This window comes from Mucilaginibacter straminoryzae, from assembly GCF_022953055.1.
In the GTDB taxonomy this organism is placed as follows: domain Bacteria; phylum Bacteroidota; class Bacteroidia; order Sphingobacteriales; family Sphingobacteriaceae; genus Mucilaginibacter; species Mucilaginibacter straminoryzae.
On the sequence record NZ_JALJEJ010000008.1, the window covers coordinates 146,065 to 163,816 of the forward strand.

The window sequence follows — 17,752 nt, forward strand, 5'->3', positions numbered from 1 at the left end:
GTTAGAAAGTCAGTGAGTCAGTGAGTCAGAAAGTCGGTGAGTCCGTGAGTCCGTAAGTATAGATGCACATCTACACATTATCACATTTGTAATCTGTACATCCGCACATCTCTACACATTAGCACATCCGAACATCCATAAATTTGCACATCCGCACATCTACTGTATATTTGCACCATGCCTTACAAAGAACGCGAGATCAACAAGATGTACTATACCATGGGCGAGGTTTCGACTATGTTTAACGTGAATCAGTCGCTGTTAAGGTATTACGAAAAAGAGTTTGATATTCTTCAGCCCAAAAAGAACAAAAAGGGCAACCGCTATTTTACTGCCGAGGATATCGAGAACCTGAAGGTGATCCTATTCCTCATTCGCGAAAAGGGTTATACTATCCCTGGCGCACGTGAGCATATCCGTGGCAACCTTAACCAGGTGAAAGAAACCCAACGCATGATCGGTGTAATGGAGGATATGAAAAAATTCCTGCTCGAGGTTCGCGACCAGCTTTAATAATCTTATTTTAGCGCTAACGTAAACCCGCAATGTTAGCCGAGCACAAAGGCGAAATACCTTTTTTAATCTACCTGATGCCGTTCTTGGCGGGCATTATCGCTGGCCTCTATTTCCCTGTTTCCGTAGAGATCCTTTACATTAGTATTGCTGTATTATTCTGCTTCTTTTTAGCGCTGAACTTAACTTTTGGTAAAGCGAATATCTACAACCATTCGTGGATCGGCGGGCTATTGATCCACCTGTTGCTTTTTATGATTGGTTACACCGCTTTGGAACTGAACGATAACCGGACTGATAAAGCTTATTTTGAAAAGCAACGCGCCGACCTATTACTCGTCAGGGTAAGCAACGAGCCTGTAGTGAAGCAGAAATATGTGAGGTGTATTGCGGATGTACTGCAATGCGGCGACTTATACAACCAAAGAAAGGCCAGCGGTAAGCTGCTGCTGACCATTATGCCAGATGAACGGCACCAACTACAATACGGCGACGAACTATTGATCCCGGCTAATTACCGCGCCGTTGATCCGCCTGCTAATCCTGCAGGGTTTAATTATAAGGCTTACCTGGCGCATCAGAATATTTATGCGCAAAGCTTCCTTTATCCGGGTCAGTATCGGGTGATGGGTTATCAACCGGCTAACCAAATCATTAATTCAGCACTGAAAACCCGGCAATATTTCGTCTCGCTGTTTAAAGCCAATATCAAAGATACCACTGCTGCTGCCATTGCCAGTACGCTTATACTGGGCTACAAGGCAGACTTAAGTCCGGAAGTTACACAAACCTATTCGCGTACGGGCACTATCCACGTGCTGTCTGTTTCCGGTGCGCACGTCGCGGTTGTTTATGCGTTTATTGCCTTTCTGTTAGGCCTGCTAAAACATTCACGCAAAACGCAATGGCTAAAAGCAATTATCGCTATTCTCCTGATCTGGGCTTACGCCTTGCTTACCGGCTTCTCTCCTGCCGTTTGCCGTGCAGCATTGATGGTCAGTATGGTAATTATTGGTAACACCAGCTTCCAGTACGTAAACATGGCTAATCTGTTGGCGTTTTCTGCTTTTTTGTTACTGCTTTACAATCCGCTAATGCTGGTTGACGTCGGTTTTCAGCTTTCTTACCTGGCCGTTGCCGGTCTGCTGATGTTTCAACCCGTGATTAATAACTGGATCACCTTTAAAAGTAAATACGCTGCCACGCTCTGGTATTATATTTCTGCCTCGCTTGCTGCTCAACTGATCACATTTCCACTTAGTGCCTATTACTTTCATCAGTTCCCGGTGTACTTCCTCATCAGTAACCTGCTAATTATTCTGCCGTCTGCCGTTATCCTTTATTCGGGCCTTTCCGCCCTATTGCTTTCGATGGTTCCATTTTTAAAAAGCGTAGCCGCTCTCGGGTTCTGGTTATTGGAGAAGACCCTTACTTATATGACGATGGCGCTCTCGTGGATAGAGCACCTACCGTACGCGAGCGTTAACAAGTTATGGTATACTCTGCCCGATTGTCTACTGCTTTCTGGAATGGTGCTGCTACTGTTTTTGTTTTTCTTCAACCGGCAGGTGCGTTACCTGACGGCAAGCCTGGTTTGCCTGCTTCTTTTTTCCGCGTCGCATAGCTATGGTGCCATTAAACTCGCCGGCGATAACAGCATTACCTTTTTCAGCATCAATAAGCACCAGGCTATGCTATTAAAGAACGGTAGTCAAGGAACCGCCATCACCGATCTTTCTGCTGCCGACCCTGTTTTTAAATATACCATTCAACCTGCCGCTGATAGTCTCGGGATAACATATCTGACGATAATCAACCAAAATGAAGACCTATCCAAAAACTATCTAAAAAAGCGAAATGATCTGCTGCAGTTTAAGCAGATGAGGGTTTTCATGTTAAGGCCGGAATATTTACCCGGGAGCGGAAAAATAGATGTCGATTACCTTTACGTTACCGGCAATCCGCATTTTCAATTAAGTGATATCAGCCAAATGATAGCTTACAAAATGCTGGTGATAGATGCCACCAATAGCGCAAAAAATATAGAATGCATGGTTGCTGAAGCGGAAAGCCTGAAAATAAAATATTACGTGCTTAAACGTAACAAATCGCTAACAGTCTCATCTAATTAAGGAACTACGAACAGAAAACCAATTAAGAAAATTTGTTTCTGATATAGAAAAAAGCTAAATTGAACTATTATTCAAAACACATGAAAGTGAAATTATTTAATGTTGCCCTGGGTTTAGCCCTTACAGCAACAGCGATGAGTGCCAGCGCTCAGAAAGTTTACAAAGAAGGTAAAGCAGTATTTGCAACCCAGGCAATGGGAATGGCAGGCGAAGCTACCATGTATTTCAAAGGCGATTCTTCAGCTATTTCTACTAAGCAAGGTCCGGCTAACCTTACTTTTTTAAACAACAGCAAAACAGATTATTTAGCTGTTTTAGTTGATGTGCCTGTAGCCAATATTAAAAAAGCAGGTGTAGGTACTCCAGCAGAGATTGACGAAATGCAATCGCAATTGCCACAGCTTACCTTTACCCCTGCTACAGAAACCAAACAGATCAACGGCTTCAACTGCAAAAGAGTGGTTGCGAAAGATAAAGACGGCAAAACTTTTGACGTTTGGGTAACCAACGATATCAGCGCACCACTAGGCATGAACGGTAAAATGTTTGCGAATGCAGGCGGCTTCCCGGTACAATACACCATCACCCAGAACGGTGTTGCGGTTGAAAATACTTTAAAATCTATTGATGAGTCTAAAGCTCCCGCCGGAACGTTCATCATCCCTGCAGGCTTTGATAAAATTACCTTAACTGAACTGCGCGCAATGAGCGGCGGCGGCAGAAGATAAGCGTAATTATTCATTAACATTTCATTAAAAGCTCCTTAACATTGCGGTTAAATCATTAGTTTTGACCTAATAAATGTTGAGGAGCTTTTTAAGTTTTTGCCGGTATTTTGTTTACTGGCTTGTTATATTTTTTCTTTCGCGGCTGATCTTTGAGCTTTACTTTAATTATAAGCTGAAAGCGGCCTCTGCTGAAGAAATCGCCATGACCTTCATCCACGGTCTTTGGCTTGATTATTCCGCTGCGGCGTATATCTGCATTATTCCACTACTGGTTTTTATTGTATCATGGTTTGTACCCGGTTCAAAAATAGCTTCGGCCTGGTTAAAGGGCTATACCTGGTTCTGCCTGCTCATTATTTCCTTCCTGACCATCGTCGACCTGAACATTTTCAGGGAATGGGGAACGAAAGTAAACTACCGGGTATTTAACACTTTGTTTACCGCACCTTCAGAAGCCGTGGCTTCTACAGGGTCGTCTCCTATCGGCTTAAGCCTGGGCATTGGGGTTGGTTTAATGGCAGCGGGTATTGCACTATCTTTCCTGATCATCGACTTTAATTTTAAAAAACCGGCTAACAACCTTCTCTTTAAAATACCAACATCGCTACTGCTTTGCCTGGTTACTTTTATCATTATTCGTGGTGGGTTAAGAGGCGCGCCTATCAGCGAGCAAAAGGTGTATTTTTCTGACAAACAGATCCTTAACATGTCTGTATTGAATACAGAGTGGAACTTAATTCATAACGTAGTAGAAAATATGCGCCATGCGTATAACCCCTACGAGTTTATGCCTTACCAGAAAGCAGCAGATCTTACCGCAGATAATTATAAAGTAGCAAAGGACACCACGATAAAGCTGTTAACCACTGGCCGCCCCAACATCGTGATCATCCAGCTGGAAAGTTTTACCGCTGATATCATCGAATCTTTAGGCGGCGATAAAGGTGTGGCTCCTTATTTCGAGCAATTGATTAGGGACGGAGTTTTATTCGACCATATTTATGCCACCGGCGACCGTACTGACAAAGGCATGGTAGCAATATTCAGTGGCTTCCCTTCGCAGGCCATCCGGACGATTATTACCGAAGACAGAAAGCAGCGCAAGTTGCCTTCTATTGCAGACCTGTTAAAGCCTGCCGGTTATAGCACCTCCTACTTTTACGGTGGCGAAACCGATTATATGAACTTCCGTTCTTACATTGCCAACCACCATATTGATACCATTGTAGATGAACGTAATTTTTCGAAAAGTGAAATTGGTTCTAAATGGGGAGCTTATGACGATGTGATGCTGAACAAAAACATCGGCTTTTTAGATCATCAGAAACGGCCTTTCTTTTCCTATGTGCAGACGCTTAGCAACCATGAACCTTTTGAATTGCGCGGCCGTCCTCAATTTCCGGGAAAAGATATGGGGAACATGTTCAGAAGTACAGCATTCTTTACCGATTCCAGCCTGAATGCCTATTTTACCCAAGCTAAACAGGCTAACTGGTATAAGAATACGCTGTTCATTTTAATTGCCGACCACGGGCACCGCCTGCCTAGAAATACTTCCGAGGCATACGATCCGCGCAAGTACCATATCCCGATGCTGTTTTTCGGCGATGTAATTAAGTCCGAATATCGAGGTAAGCGAATAGAAAAACTGGGCAGCCAAACGGATTTGGCCGCTACGCTGCTGGCCCAACTTTACCTTCCGCACCAGCAGTTCAAATGGTCTAAAGATCTGCTGAACCCGTATAGCAAGCCATTTGCCTTTTTCGACTGGGATAATGGCTTCGGTTTTATGGAACCTCACCAGGCGGTATCTTATGATAACGAAGGAGATAAGATTATCTACAGGCAAAATAAAAGTCTGACCGATAAAGAAAGCGATCAGACCTTACGCAAAGGACAAGCCTACCTGCAAAAAATTTATACGGAATATCTTAGTTATTAACCGTTAAGGGCTGCACTTCTGCGGTCAATGTGTTTACCCATTGGTTGAATAAGCCGGTTTCAATTTCCACCGCTTTTTCTGCATGCTTTTCCCAATCCGGCGAGAACGATTTCAACTGGTTGATCATTTCTTCCAGGTGGCCTTCTTCTTCCAGGATGATCGATTTAACATTCACCTTGCTGCCAGATTCTGTTAAGGCATCCTGGTAAACCGGGTATAGTTCGTCTGCGCGGACTTCAATTGCATAAGTAACCAACAGATAAGCCGCAAAGCGAAGTTCGCTGCCAGAAAGACCTAACGTATTCTTCAGGTAACGGCAAACTGCAACATCTAACTGATTAAGGTAATACTTACTACTCGACGGCGCTAACAGGTAATCGCTGGCGTAGGTAGGGCAATCAGCATCCGGGAGCTTTTCTATCTGTTTTTTCAGGTAAAACGCATGGCGATGTTCTTCAGCAGCATGTTTTAAAATAATGTAAGTAACGGTAACAGGATCCTCACAAGCCGAAATCTTACGTGCGCCGGTATTCTCCATTAAAGAAAGCGTATTCAGCCAGCGTGCATGTAAATCATTATCTTTAACAATAGTTGTTATTACGTTACTCAAACTCATATCAAATCTCATTTAAAGCGTCCAGAATTTTGCGGTAAATATAATCCAGTTGCCGGTCAGTAATACAATACGGAGGTAAAATATAAATGATATTCCCTAACGGCCGCAGGATAATCCCGGCATCGAGAAAGTAATTATAAATCCTGTCCCGCAGCGAGCTGAGGTACGAGGTTTGCTCGCCCGTCTCCCATTCCATCGCGATGATGGTTCCGGTTTGTCTTACAGCCCTTATTTTAGGATGGACTTTCACCTGTTCCATAAACACCGAATGCCTCTGCTTAATGCGTTGAATATTCGCAAGGGTATCATCGCTTTCAAAAAGGTCCAAACTGGCTAAAGCAGCCGTACAGGCGATTGGATTGGCCGTAAAAGAATGCCCGTGAAAAAGGGTCTTCATTTTATCCTGGCTTAGAAAAGCATCATAAATAGCCTGCGTACAAGTGGTAAGCCCCAAAGCCATGGTACCACCGGTTAAACCTTTTGAAAAACACATGATATCCGGCTGAGCGGTCAGGTACTCAGAAGCAAAACGTTTACCCGTGCGGCCGAAACCTGTAAATACTTCGTCTGCTATGGTAAGCACTTGCTCTTGTCGGCAATGGTGCAGTAACTCGTCCAGGTATTGGGCTTCATACATTAACATACCTGCCGACCCCTGTACCAATGGTTCAAAAATGAAGCAGGCCAACTCAGATCTGAGGTTTGAGATGTGTGATTTGAGATCTGAGATATTTTCCCGGGTAGGCAGATCAATAAAATCCACTTCAAACAGTAGCTCGTCAAACGCCGCTGTAAACGCGCTTCTTCCACTCACGGCCATCGCGCCGAAAGTATCGCCATGGTAGGAATTATTAAATGCCAGTATCTTCGTGCGTTTCTGCCCTTTGTTCAACCAGTATTGCAGGCACATTTTTAACGCCACCTCAATCGCGGTAGAACCGTTGTCGGAATAAAAAGCCTTTTTCTGATTATCGGGCAATAGCGGTAATAAACGCTCTGCCAATTGCACGGCAGGTTCGTGGGTAAAACCGGCGAAAATAACGTGTTCCAGCTTTGTTAATTGCTCTGATATTTTTTGCGCGATATACGGGTGCGCATGCCCATAAAGGTTCACCCACCAGGATGATATTGCATCTATATATTGCTTGCCGTCCTCATCAAATAGTACGGCACCCTCTCCTTTTACAATTCCTACCGGCAATCCGGCAGTTTGCATTTGGGTATACGGATGCCATATTACTTTTGCATCTCTTTCTGCTAATGTCATTGTTGTTTTAAAAGTTTAACCACGTGCTGATCTATCGGGAAAGTCATATCTGTTACCGATAGCTGCTCTACCGGTAACCACCGAAATGCCTGTAACACCTCGCCTTCACCATCAAAATCAAACTGTCTCGTTTTAAAGTTCAGGTTAAGTTCGCTTAAAGCTTTTACCCAATAATATACGCTGATAATCTGCGAATCGTTAAAAGCAGATTTTACATAAAAGTCGGTGGTATAGAAATGGTCGAGCACTTCAATCTCAGCGTTACATTCCTCCATAAACTCGCGCTTCAGACCGTCTATCAAACCTTCGCCCAGTTCTAAGCCGCCGCCGGGGAATTTAGTAAAACGAAAACCGTACTCCTGTTCATCGCTGATCAGGATTTCATCATACTCGTTAATCAGTAAGCCGTATACGCGTACATTGAACAGCGCCATTAATCTTCAAAATGTTTTTTATTACGGGTAATGTTATCCATTGTCCACTCAATGTCTTTGCTTTTGGCCTCGAAACGGATGGGGCAATTAGGCATACTACAATAGTGGCAGCAATCCGGCAGACAAGGGTCTGTATGAATAAAAAGTTCGGTTTTTACGCTTGCGCCTTCATTAATCAATTTATCCACCAGGGCTACTTCGTCATGCACCCTGTTCAAGTCGAAGTAATTCGGTAAGGTCATGTGGCAATCGATATGAAGTTCGTGACCATATTTTTGTGCGCGCAGGTTATGAATGTCAATCCACTCTTCCTTGCGGCTATCATTCAACACTTTAATAATATCCTGCACAACATTGAAATCGGCCTCGTCCATTAACCCGCCGACAGACTTCCGTACCAGTTTATATCCTGTAAAAATGATATATAGCCCAACCCCTATAGAAAGCACGCTGTCCAGCCAGAGATAGCCGAGCAGGTGAATAAAGATAACACCTACCACCAGCCCGCTGCTGGTTACCATATCCGTGATCAGGTGCCTGCCATCCGCTTCGATGGTAATTGATTTTAGTATTTTACCCTGACGGATCATGTAGTAGCCCATCAATCCGTTAATACCACCTGTAACACCAATGATAATGGCTCCCGTAATAAGGTTCTGAACTTCGTGCGGGTAGAAAAGGTTATAAGCCGCTTTGAACACAATACCAATACCGGCAATAGTTATCAAAGTCCCCTCTATAAAAACCGAGAAGAATTCCACTTTACCATGGCCGTAAGGGTGGTTGATATCTTTGGGTTGGGAAGCAAGCGTGATACTATAAAAAGCAAAGGCACTGGCCAACACGTTTACAATACTTTCGGCAGCGTCTGTAAGGATAAAGTTAGAAGAGGTGATCAGATAAGCGCTGAACTTGGCAAACATCAGCACTACGCTCAATACAAGCGCAACGAGTATAATATTCCTTTTTTCCTGCAAAACTCACAAATTAGGCCCAAATTTAAGCACAAGGCTTTAAATAGCAGTAAACTAATTTTCTATATTTGCCGCCGACGTAATATTACCCTTATGAGTGCTTTAAGTAACAGGATTAACAACCTTTCTGAGTCCCAGACCATTAAAATGGCAAAACTTGGCCGCGAATTAGCCGCCAAGGGTGTGGACGTAATTAGCTTAAGTTTTGGCGAACCGGATTTTCATACACCAGAGTATGTAAAGGATGCTGCCAAGAAGGCCATGGACGATAACTTTACCTATTATACACCCGTTGCCGGTTACCCTGACCTAAGAAAGGCTATTGCCAAGAAGCTTAAAGACGAAAATAACCTTGATTACGATCCATCACAGATTGTAGTTTCTACCGGTGCTAAACAGGCGATCGCAAACGCAGTGCTTTGTTTGGTGAATCCTGGTGAAGAGGTAATCATCCCTACTCCTTACTGGGTTTCTTATTCTGAGGTAGTAAAACTGGCTGAAGGCAAAAGTGTGTTTATTGATACCACTGTAGAGCAGAACTTTAAAATTACTGCTGAACAATTAGAAGCTGCTATTACGCCCAAGAGTAAACTGTTCATGTTCTCTTCGCCAAGCAACCCTACCGGTGCCGTTTATACCAAAGACGAACTGGCCGCCTTGGCTAAGGTATTCGAGAAGCATCCGAACATCTACATTCTTTCTGACGAGATCTACGAACATATTAACTATATCGGTGGTCATGAATCTATCGCACAGTTTGATGCCATCAAAGACCGCGTAGTGATCATCAACGGTTTCTCTAAAGCCTATGCCATGACCGGTTGGCGGATTGGTTATACCGCTTCTAATTCTGAAATTGCCGCAGCATGCGACAAGATGCAAGGCCAGGTTACTTCGGGTACTTGCTCCATCACCCAGCGTGCCGGAACTGCTGCTTACGAAGGTGGCTTAGAAAGCGTACACCAGATGCGCGATGCGTTTAAACGTCGCCGCGATTTAGTTTATGGCCTGTTAAAAGAGATCGACGGTATTAAAGTGAACCTACCTGACGGGGCGTTCTACTTCTTCCCGGATGTGACTGCATTCTTTGGCAAAAGCTATAACGGACGTACCATTACAGATGCCGACGCACTGTCTCTATACTTACTGGAAGAAGGCCATGTCGCTACCGTAGGTGGTGATTCTTTCGGCGACCCGAAATCTTTGCGACTATCATATGCAGCTTCTGAAGAAAAACTGACGGAAGCTTTAAAACGAATAAAAGCGGCGCTTGATAAACTGCAATAACTAACGGATGCCCTCGAAAGAGGGCTTTTTTGTTATCCGGCCCTTTGGTTTAAATTGCTTTGGTTTAACTACTTGACCTGAAAAGTAGTTTTGTATTCCATCTTTTTAAAGGCTACAATTAAATTAACCCTATCTTTGCAGAGCAAAACGTTCTATCGCTGTTTGCTTTCGGGCAAATGGAGGAAAGTCCGGGCAACGCAGAGCATCCTGCTTCCTAACGGGAAGGCGCCTTACCAGCGGGCGACAGCAAGTGCCACAGAAAAAATACCGCCCCGAGTCATCGGGGTAAGGGTGAAAACGTGAGGTAAGAGCTCACGGCTTTTCCGGGCGACCGGAATTGCGGTAAACCTCAGGAGTTGAAAGACCAAATAGGTCCCGAATTTAAGGCGGCTCGTCTTATTTGCCTTTACGGCATGTTCGGGATGGGTAGGTTGCTTAGAGCCTTACAGCAATGTAAGGCCCAGATTAATGATAGAAGCTGCTGCAAAGCAGTACAGAACCCGGCTTATAGTAATGCTGCTGGTTAATAACCCTTTTACAATAAAAAGGGTTATTTTTTTGTTATAAAGTAAAACAAAATAGCTGAGTGTTTATTTTACTATACAAATTTCTATCTTAGCACTTACTTGAAACATTTACCCTTGCATTTACCATTAAAACATGGCTAAAATTTTAATTATTGACGACGAGCGTGCAATTCGTAACACGCTGCGCGAAATTCTTGAATACGAAGATTACCAGGTAGAAGATATTGATAACGGAATTGACGGGCTGGAGATGATCCAGAAGAACGATTACGACCTGGTGCTTTGTGATATCAAGATGAACCGCATGGACGGCATGGAGGTGCTTACCGAAGGCCTGGCCATTAAACCCGATCTTCCTTTTATCATGATATCCGGCCACGGCACGGTTGAAACCGCTGTTGAGGCCAGTAAAAAAGGGGCGTTTGACTTTATTTCTAAACCACCTGATCTAAACCGCCTGCTCATTACCGTACGAAACGCGCTCGACCGTGGAACCCTGGTTACCGAAACCAAAGTTCTGAAACGTAAAGTTGCAAAAGTACGGCCGATCTTAGGGAACTCGCAGGCGATTGTAAAGATCAAAGAGACCATTGAACGCGTTGCCCCTACTGAAGCCCGCGTACTGGTTACCGGTGCAAACGGTAGCGGTAAAGAGCTGGTTGCACGCTGGTTGCACGAAAAGTCTAACCGCTCTAATGCCCCGCTGATTGAGGTGAATTGTGCGGCTATCCCTTCCGAGTTGATCGAAAGCGAATTGTTCGGGCATGAGAAAGGCTCATTTACCTCTGCGGTTAAACAACGTATCGGTAAGTTTGAATCTGCCCATGGCGGCACCCTGTTCCTTGATGAGATTGGCGATATGAGCCATTCTGCGCAAGCGAAAGTACTGCGTGCGCTGCAGGAAAATAAGATTACCCGCGTTGGTGGCGAAAAAGAAATTGACGTAGATGTACGTGTAGTTGCGGCCACGAACAAAGATCTGCTGAAAGAAATTGAATTAGGCAATTTCCGGATGGACTTGTACCATCGCCTGAGTGTGATCCTGATCCACGTGCCGCCACTTGCCGAACGCCGCGAGGATATCCCATTGCTTACGCAGAGCTTCCTGGAAGAGATCTGCAATGAGTACGGGATGCCACCGAAGAAAATATCTGAAGGCGCGCTGGAAGCATTGAAGTCGCTGCCATGGACCGGTAATATCCGTGAATTGCGCAACATGATCGAGCGTTTGATCATTCTGAGCGATAAGATCATTACCGATAGCGATGTGAAGGCTTTTGCTAACCCGTCTGCACCGGTAACCGCCGCTACCATTGGTGCTGGTGGTGCCATTACAGCAGTAGCGCCGCAAACTGATTACGACCAGTTTAAGAACTTCCAGGAATATAAAGACCATGCTGAACGCGAATATATCAAGTTCAAGCTGGAAAAGAACAATTGGAACGTGTCTAAAACTGCAGATGATATCGATATCCAACGAAGTCACTTGTATAGCAAGATCGAGAAATACGGATTAAAAAGGGGTGAATAACCCCTTTTTCCTTTTACAGATAGCTATTTAAAGCAGCCCGCACCTGCCCTAAATAACTTCTGCCGAACAGGTTCAGGTGTAGCAATAACGGATAGAGGTTCCAAAGATCAAGCCGTTCCTCCCATCCTTTTTGCAGCGGAAAAGCTTCATCATAAGCACTATAAAATTCGTTAGTAAAACCACCGAATAAGGTGGTCATGGCGATATCAAATTCACGGTTACCATAGCTTATGGCCGGGTCAATCAGGTAAGGCTTATCATCGGTCCGGGCCAGGTAATTACCGCCCCATAAATCGCCATGAATTAATGCTGGTTGCTCTTCGTAAAACAAATCATCTAACTTTAAATACAATAATTCAAATAATTGTATTTCAGAATGATTAAGCAATCTCTTCTCTACTGCAAGTTTAACCATGGGCTGTAACCTTTCTTCAACAAAAAAAGCTTTCCACGTTGCGTGTTTCCGGTTTGATTGCGGTAACGAACCCATATAATTACCCTCATCTAAACCAAAAGCCGGTGCTGTGTTGCGATGCATTTCGGCTAACCGTCGCCCTAATGCCTCCGAAGCTTTTAGTGTTGCACGCTTCGCTTCTATCCATTCTAAAATCAGGTAACTATCATCCTCAAACTCGCCGTTTAAGATCACCGTAGGTACAGCAATGGTGTTGGTTGAAGCGATAGTTTTTAAACCCTTCGCCTCTGCGGCAAACATACCCGGATAAACTTTCGCGTTATTTACTTTCAGCATGAACTTCCCGTGGTTAGTTTCAAGGCAATAAGCATCATTAATGCTCCCACCACTGACCGGCACATAGCTGAACAAAGTTGTAGTTGAACCAACATCACGCATAAGGTCGGTTTCAAGTCGTTTGATTAATGAATTAGTCAGCGCCATATTACAAATGATATCTTTTAGAATAAATATTTGTATTTTAGAACAAACACTAAACCGAACCTATGATTATTATCGATAAAAAAGCAGAAATACTATCTTTTAAGCTTCAGCAAGACCTGGACCTTCCTGAAAGTGATATTCATTGTTCTAGTGCCTCTGGCTACCATTGGAATACAGCACCCGATGCAACCCACGCTTTCACTTATAATCTGACGTATGATGCCGCAAACCCACTTGATAACATTTCTTTTATGGAATGTATCAGCAGGCTAAAACTCATTGTGAAACTCGATGCCCCTCATGTTGACGCGATAACAGTCACGCAGCAAATACAGGAATTTGATGAGTTTGTAAAAACCTACATCCTCGAAAATGCTCCAGAATTTGCACCGAAGTTGAAATTTTATTCGACTATTAACACAGAAAACGCACTTGCGAGATTGGAAAAAAATATAGCAGAGGCAACAACATTAAAGCCGTTTGAGCAAAAGACTGAGCAAGAAAAAGAGATCGATTCTTCCATCGAAAACCTTACAATGACGAACTTTAAAACCATTAAAGAACATAGTATTATTGAAGAAAAAGATCCCACAATAAGAACTACCAGATTTACGATTACGATGGAAGAGAAATATTTAAAAAAAGAGTGAACTCCGATTCATGAATGTACTATCGAAAACCGGGGAATTGATATCATACCATAATAAAAGCACGAATCATACCGCTAAGAATGCCCCTCCTTTTTATCGAATAAAATCAGGCGAAACTTGGTGCACTAGAGCAGATCAGAGCTATTTAATGATCCACAAACTCCAATTCTCTGCAAAATACGCAGATGATAATAGATCCTTTTTAAGGTACGTTGTAAGACTCAAAGCAAATATTAGGATTGAAGATGAAAGGAAAGATGCGGCAAATGTTCTTCAATTGATCAACGATTTTCGAAAAACTGTTCATGAACATATGAAGGAAAAAATGGAAATGGGTGACCGTTACTTAACATTTCCTTTTGTTCCATTAAGCGATGATTATGTTGAAATAATTCAAGATCAACTCCATGACTTGAAAAACTTAATGCGCTTTGAAGATAAGTCTGATTGGGATATTGATTTTGAAGAGAATTTCGAACACACTGGCTCAACAATGCGACGGACAAAGTCAGAACCACTGGAAGTTTAGATATAAAATCAGTTTAGGCTCAGAAATCTACATTGACAGGCAAAAAACGCTTGAGACCGATAGCATTATATCGCTTAAAAACGCTACTTTTGCGTTTTATAAATGAAGCACATACGTAACTTTTGCATCATTGCACATATAGACCACGGTAAGAGTACTCTTGCCGATAGGTTGCTTGAATTTACCAGTACGGTTACCCAGCGCGAAGCGCAGGCCCAGCTTTTGGACGATATGGACCTCGAGCGCGAGCGTGGTATCACTATTAAAAGCCACGCTATCCAGATGAATTACAAACTGGATGGGCAGGATTATGTGCTGAACCTGATTGACACCCCCGGACACGTCGATTTTTCTTACGAAGTTTCGCGCTCTATTGCGGCCTGCGAAGGCGCGCTGCTGATTGTCGATGCTTCGCAGGGTATACAGGCGCAAACCATATCTAACCTTTACCTGGCTTTAGAGAACGACCTGGAGATTATCCCGGTGTTGAATAAAATGGATCTTCCCGGTGCTATGCCCGAAGAGGTGAAAGACCAGATCGTCGACCTGATCGGTTGTAAGCGCGAAGAAATCCTGGCTGCTTCCGGTAAAACAGGTATGGGCGTGGATGATATCCTGCGTGCCATTATCGAGCGTATCCCTGCTCCTGTCGGCGACCCGGATGCACCGCTTCAGGCTTTGATCTTCGATTCGGTTTTCAACTCGTTCCGTGGTATCATTGCTTACTTCAAAGTAGTGAACGGCGAGATCCGTAAGAATACCAAGGTAAAGTTTATGGCTACCGGTAAAGAATACTTTGCCGATGAGGTTGGCACTTTAAAACTTAACCCGCTGCCAAAAGACGTGATCAAAACCGGCGACGTAGGCTATATCATATCGGGTATTAAAGAAGCACGCGAAGTTAAGGTTGGTGATACCATCACTGTGGTTGACCGTCCGGCTGCTGAAGGTATCCAGGGTTTTGAGGAAGTAAAGCCAATGGTATTTGCAGGGATATATCCTGTTGATACCGAAGATTACGAGGAGCTGCGCGAGTCTATGGCGAAGCTGCAATTGAATGATGCTTCCCTGGTCTTCGAACCGGAATCTTCTGCTGCATTAGGCTTTGGTTTCCGCTGTGGTTTCCTGGGCATGCTGCACATGGAGATCATCCAGGAGCGTCTGGAGCGTGAGTTCGACATGACGGTAATTACTACCGTACCCAACGTGTCTTACATTGCGTTTACTACTAAAGGCGACGAAATTATTGTTAATAACCCCTCTGACCTCCCAGATCCAAGCAAGCTGGAGTATGTAGAGGAACCATATATTAAGGCGAACATCATTACCAAGTCTGAATTTGTCGGGCCGGTAATGTCGTTATGTATCCAAAAGCGCGGTATTATTATCAATCAGTCTTACCTTACTTCAGACCGGGTTGAGCTGGTTTTTGAAATGCCGATGGGTGAGATTGTATTCGACTTTTACGATAAACTGAAGACCATTTCTAAAGGTTATGCTTCGTTTGATTACCACCAGATTGGTTACCGCCAGTCAGACCTGGTGCGTCTGGACATCAAACTGAATGGTGAACCGGTAGATGCCTTGTCGTCACTGATCCACCGTAGTAATTCTTACGACTTTGGTAAAAAGATCTGCGAAAAACTGAAAGAGCTTTTACCGCGTCAGCAGTTTGAAATTGCCATACAGGCATCTATTGGTGCTAAAGTTATCGCCCGTGAAAACGTTCGCGCTTTACGTAAAGACGTTACCGCTAAATGTTATGGTGGCGATATTTCGCGTAAACGTAAACTGTTGGAAAAACAGAAAAAAGGCAAGAAACGCATGCGCCAGGTAGGTAACGTGGAAATACCGCAATCTGCCTTCATGGCCGTACTAAAATTAGACTAATTAGATTTGTGATATGAGACTTGAGATTATAGATTAATTTTCTGTCTCAGGTCTTATATCCAACTTCTCAAATCTCCACACGATGCAACTACTCGACGGAAAATACGTATCTGAAAAACTGAAGCTTGAAATTGCAGAGCAAGCTGCAGAAATATTAGCGAAGACAGGACGCAAGCCACACCTGGTAGCCGTGCTGGTTGGCCATGATGGCGGCAGCGAAACTTATGTAGCCAGCAAAATGCGCAACTGCGAAAAGGTTGGTTTTAAGTCGAGCCTGGTGCGTTACGAAGATAATGTAACCGAGGAAGAATTATTGGCTAAGGTGGCAGAGTTAAACGCAGATCCGGATATTGATGGCATCATCGTTCAACTGCCGTTGCCTAAACATATCGACCCGGAGAAGGTAACCGAGAAGATAGACCACCGCAAAGATGTTGACGGTTTTCACCCGATCAACCTGGGACGTATGCAGCGGAATTTACCTTCGTTTATACCCGCAACACCTTACGGCATTACCCTGATTCTGAAAGAGTATGGTATTGAAACGGCAGGTAAACATTGTGTAGTGGTAGGCCGTAGTAACATCGTAGGTTCGCCGATGAGCATCCTGATGGCGCGCAATACCCAACCAGGAAACTGCACGGTTACCATTTGCCACAGCCGCACGCCGGACATTAAGAAATTCACCTTAGATGCAGACATCCTGATCGTCGCTATCGGTAAAAAGAATTTCATCACCGCAGATATGGTGAAAGAAGGCGCAGTAGTGATCGACGTAGGTATGAACCGCGAAACTTCAACAACAACCAAATCCGGTTATAAACTTTATGGCGATGTTGATTTTGAAAACGTAGCACCAAAGTCATCATGGATTACCCCTGTACCGGGTGGTGTCGGCTTAATGACAATTGTAGGCTTGCTTAAAAATACGCTGGCCTCTGCCAATAAAGAAGTTTATTCTTAAGGTAACTATTATTGGTAAACGATTAAGGACAAAGGACGATGATTTTAGGATATCTCTCCTTTGTCTTTTATCATTTGCCTGTTTACCTTCACCCTATTCCCCTAAAATCAAGTATTCCTCAGGTAGCAGGTAATTCTCGTTTTCATCATTCCAGATCATTGCTGCAATCTTCCATTTTCCATCTGTCTGTATACATTGTAAAAAGCACATCCCTTTAGGTAGTCCTTTTATCACAGCATCGTTGAAACTATATTCATAAACGCTTAGGCGCTGTGCAACTTTTCCAAAAAAATCGGTGCGTTTAAATAACTCGCGCTGCATGTATTGTTCCATGGTTCCATCAGCTACCTGCCCTTCCAATCCCCGGACGTATTCAGTTGGCGTAAATCGCAGAGGTTTTCCAAAACTATTGTTGATCAGGATAGACTGCTCATCAAACAGCGAAAGCAAATGATCATAATCAGGTAACGTGCCTGCTTTAAAAGAGATGGTGGAATAAAAATCGGCTACGAGATGATCAATTTCTAAAAGGCTCATGATTTAAAAATAGCTTTTAAACGTTCCCAGAATGACGATACACCGACAAAAACCTCACCATTTTTAATTTTAACCGGGTAAGTGGGAACGAAATCAAACTGACCTTCTCCTCCCCGTCCCGTTTGCAGATCATAAGTAAAGCGATGAACCGGGCAAACCAGTTTACCTTCTTTGCACCAACCGCCGCTCAGGTCGGCGCCTGCATGGGGGCATCTGGATGCCAGGGCATAGTATTTATCGTCATTATAAACCAGGCAGATATTTTTACTACCTGCTTTTACCTTCGTGATCTTTGCCTCTGGATTGATTTTACCGGCACTAAACCATTTCATT

17 protein-coding genes and 1 other RNA gene are annotated in these 17,752 nt (G+C 43.8%); 11 read left to right on the plus strand and 7 right to left on the minus strand.

From position 1 onward, the window contains the following. The first annotated feature begins 177 nt into the window (after window positions 1-177). The 4 genes from MUY27_RS15970 to MUY27_RS15985 all read left to right on the plus strand — a co-directional run bounded on the left by MUY27_RS15970 (window position 178) and on the right by MUY27_RS15985 (window position 5,315). Window positions 178-513, plus strand: a complete 336-nt coding sequence (locus tag MUY27_RS15970; protein WP_245131628.1) for a MerR family transcriptional regulator — start codon at window positions 178-180, stop codon at window positions 511-513. Window positions 514-545: 32 nt separating this feature from the next. Next, the gene (locus tag MUY27_RS15975) at window positions 546-2,645 is read left to right on the plus strand and encodes a ComEC/Rec2 family competence protein (protein ID WP_245131630.1); all 2,100 of its coding nucleotides are present in this window, start codon (window positions 546-548) and stop codon (window positions 2,643-2,645) included. Window positions 2,646-2,725: 80 nt separating this feature from the next. After that, window positions 2,726-3,373 carry a DUF4412 domain-containing protein gene (locus MUY27_RS15980; RefSeq protein ID WP_245131632.1) on the plus strand — a complete coding sequence of 216 codons (648 nt, stop codon included), beginning with the start codon at window positions 2,726-2,728 and terminating at the stop codon, window positions 3,371-3,373. A 73-nt stretch (window positions 3,374-3,446) separates the two neighbouring features. Next, the gene (locus MUY27_RS15985; protein ID WP_245131634.1) at window positions 3,447-5,315 is read left to right on the plus strand and encodes an LTA synthase family protein; all 1,869 of its coding nucleotides are present in this window, start codon (window positions 3,447-3,449) and stop codon (window positions 5,313-5,315) included. On the opposite strand, the gene MUY27_RS15990 is transcribed toward MUY27_RS15985, so the two are convergent. The 4 genes from MUY27_RS15990 to MUY27_RS16005 are packed head-to-tail and all read right to left on the minus strand — an operon-like array spanning window position 5,305 to window position 8,609. Then, window positions 5,305-5,931, minus strand: a complete 627-nt coding sequence (locus MUY27_RS15990) for a hypothetical protein (RefSeq protein ID WP_245131636.1) — start codon at window positions 5,929-5,931, stop codon at window positions 5,305-5,307. The genes MUY27_RS15985 and MUY27_RS15990 overlap by 11 nt on opposite strands. 1 nt (window position 5,932) lies before the next feature. Beyond that, the gene (gene bioA, locus MUY27_RS15995; protein ID WP_245131638.1) at window positions 5,933-7,198 is read right to left on the minus strand and encodes an adenosylmethionine--8-amino-7-oxononanoate transaminase; all 1,266 of its coding nucleotides are present in this window, start codon (window positions 7,196-7,198) and stop codon (window positions 5,933-5,935) included. Further along, window positions 7,195-7,632, minus strand: coding sequence for an NUDIX domain-containing protein (locus tag MUY27_RS16000; protein ID WP_245131641.1), 438 nt, complete (start codon window positions 7,630-7,632; stop codon window positions 7,195-7,197). Before MUY27_RS16000 ends, bioA begins: the two co-directional genes overlap by 4 nt. Next, complete coding sequence (locus MUY27_RS16005; RefSeq protein ID WP_245131643.1) at window positions 7,632-8,609, minus strand: cation diffusion facilitator family transporter; 978 nt, start codon at window positions 8,607-8,609, stop codon at window positions 7,632-7,634. The genes MUY27_RS16000 and MUY27_RS16005 overlap by 1 nt, the downstream gene beginning before the upstream one ends. Window positions 8,610-8,699: 90 nt before the next feature. Here MUY27_RS16005 and MUY27_RS16010 point away from each other — a divergent pair, with 90 nt between their 5' ends. From MUY27_RS16010 to MUY27_RS16020, 3 genes are all read left to right on the plus strand, one after another. After that, window positions 8,700-9,893: a pyridoxal phosphate-dependent aminotransferase gene (locus tag MUY27_RS16010; protein WP_245131645.1), complete on the plus strand. Its 1,194-nt coding sequence runs from the start codon at window positions 8,700-8,702 to the stop codon at window positions 9,891-9,893. Between the two features lie 139 nt (window positions 9,894-10,032). After that, an RNA gene (gene rnpB / locus MUY27_RS16015) (RNase P RNA component class A) lies at window positions 10,033-10,417 on the plus strand. A 136-nt stretch (window positions 10,418-10,553) separates the two neighbouring features. Continuing rightward, window positions 10,554-11,951 carry a sigma-54-dependent transcriptional regulator gene (locus MUY27_RS16020; protein WP_245131647.1) on the plus strand — a complete coding sequence of 466 codons (1,398 nt, stop codon included), beginning with the start codon at window positions 10,554-10,556 and terminating at the stop codon, window positions 11,949-11,951. A gap of 13 nt (window positions 11,952-11,964) precedes the next feature. Here MUY27_RS16020 and MUY27_RS16025 read toward each other — a convergent pair whose 3' ends face one another. Beyond that, on the minus strand, window positions 11,965-12,849 hold the full coding sequence (locus MUY27_RS16025) for a fructosamine kinase family protein (RefSeq protein ID WP_245131649.1): 885 nt from the start codon (window positions 12,847-12,849) through the stop codon (window positions 11,965-11,967). Between the two features lie 62 nt (window positions 12,850-12,911). Between MUY27_RS16025 and MUY27_RS16030 the strand changes: the two genes are divergently transcribed. The 4 genes from MUY27_RS16030 (at window position 12,912) to MUY27_RS16045 (ending at window position 16,882) form a co-directional block, all read left to right on the plus strand. Continuing rightward, window positions 12,912-13,499, plus strand: coding sequence for a hypothetical protein (locus tag MUY27_RS16030; protein ID WP_245131651.1), 588 nt, complete (start codon window positions 12,912-12,914; stop codon window positions 13,497-13,499). Window positions 13,500-13,647: 148 nt separating this feature from the next. Next, a complete protein-coding gene (locus MUY27_RS16035) occupies window positions 13,648-14,028 on the plus strand; it encodes a hypothetical protein (protein WP_245131653.1) in 381 nt (126 codons plus the stop codon). A 102-nt stretch (window positions 14,029-14,130) separates the two neighbouring features. Next, window positions 14,131-15,918 (plus strand): translation elongation factor 4, encoded by a 1,788-nt coding sequence (gene lepA / locus MUY27_RS16040; RefSeq protein ID WP_245131655.1) that lies wholly within the window; start codon window positions 14,131-14,133, stop codon window positions 15,916-15,918. Window positions 15,919-16,000: 82 nt separating this feature from the next. Continuing rightward, entirely contained in the window at window positions 16,001-16,882 is an 882-nt protein-coding gene (locus MUY27_RS16045) for a bifunctional 5,10-methylenetetrahydrofolate dehydrogenase/5,10-methenyltetrahydrofolate cyclohydrolase (RefSeq protein ID WP_245131657.1), read from the plus strand. A 93-nt stretch (window positions 16,883-16,975) separates the two neighbouring features. On the opposite strand, the gene MUY27_RS16050 is transcribed toward MUY27_RS16045, so the two are convergent. Together MUY27_RS16050 and MUY27_RS16055 are read right to left on the minus strand one after the other, a co-directional pair. Then, window positions 16,976-17,419: a Cif family virulence factor gene (locus tag MUY27_RS16050; RefSeq protein ID WP_245131658.1), complete on the minus strand. Its 444-nt coding sequence runs from the start codon at window positions 17,417-17,419 to the stop codon at window positions 16,976-16,978. After that, on the minus strand, window positions 17,416-17,751 hold the full coding sequence (locus MUY27_RS16055; RefSeq protein ID WP_245131660.1) for a Rieske (2Fe-2S) protein: 336 nt from the start codon (window positions 17,749-17,751) through the stop codon (window positions 17,416-17,418). Before MUY27_RS16055 ends, MUY27_RS16050 begins: the two co-directional genes overlap by 4 nt. Between the last annotated feature and the right edge of the window lies 1 nt (window position 17,752).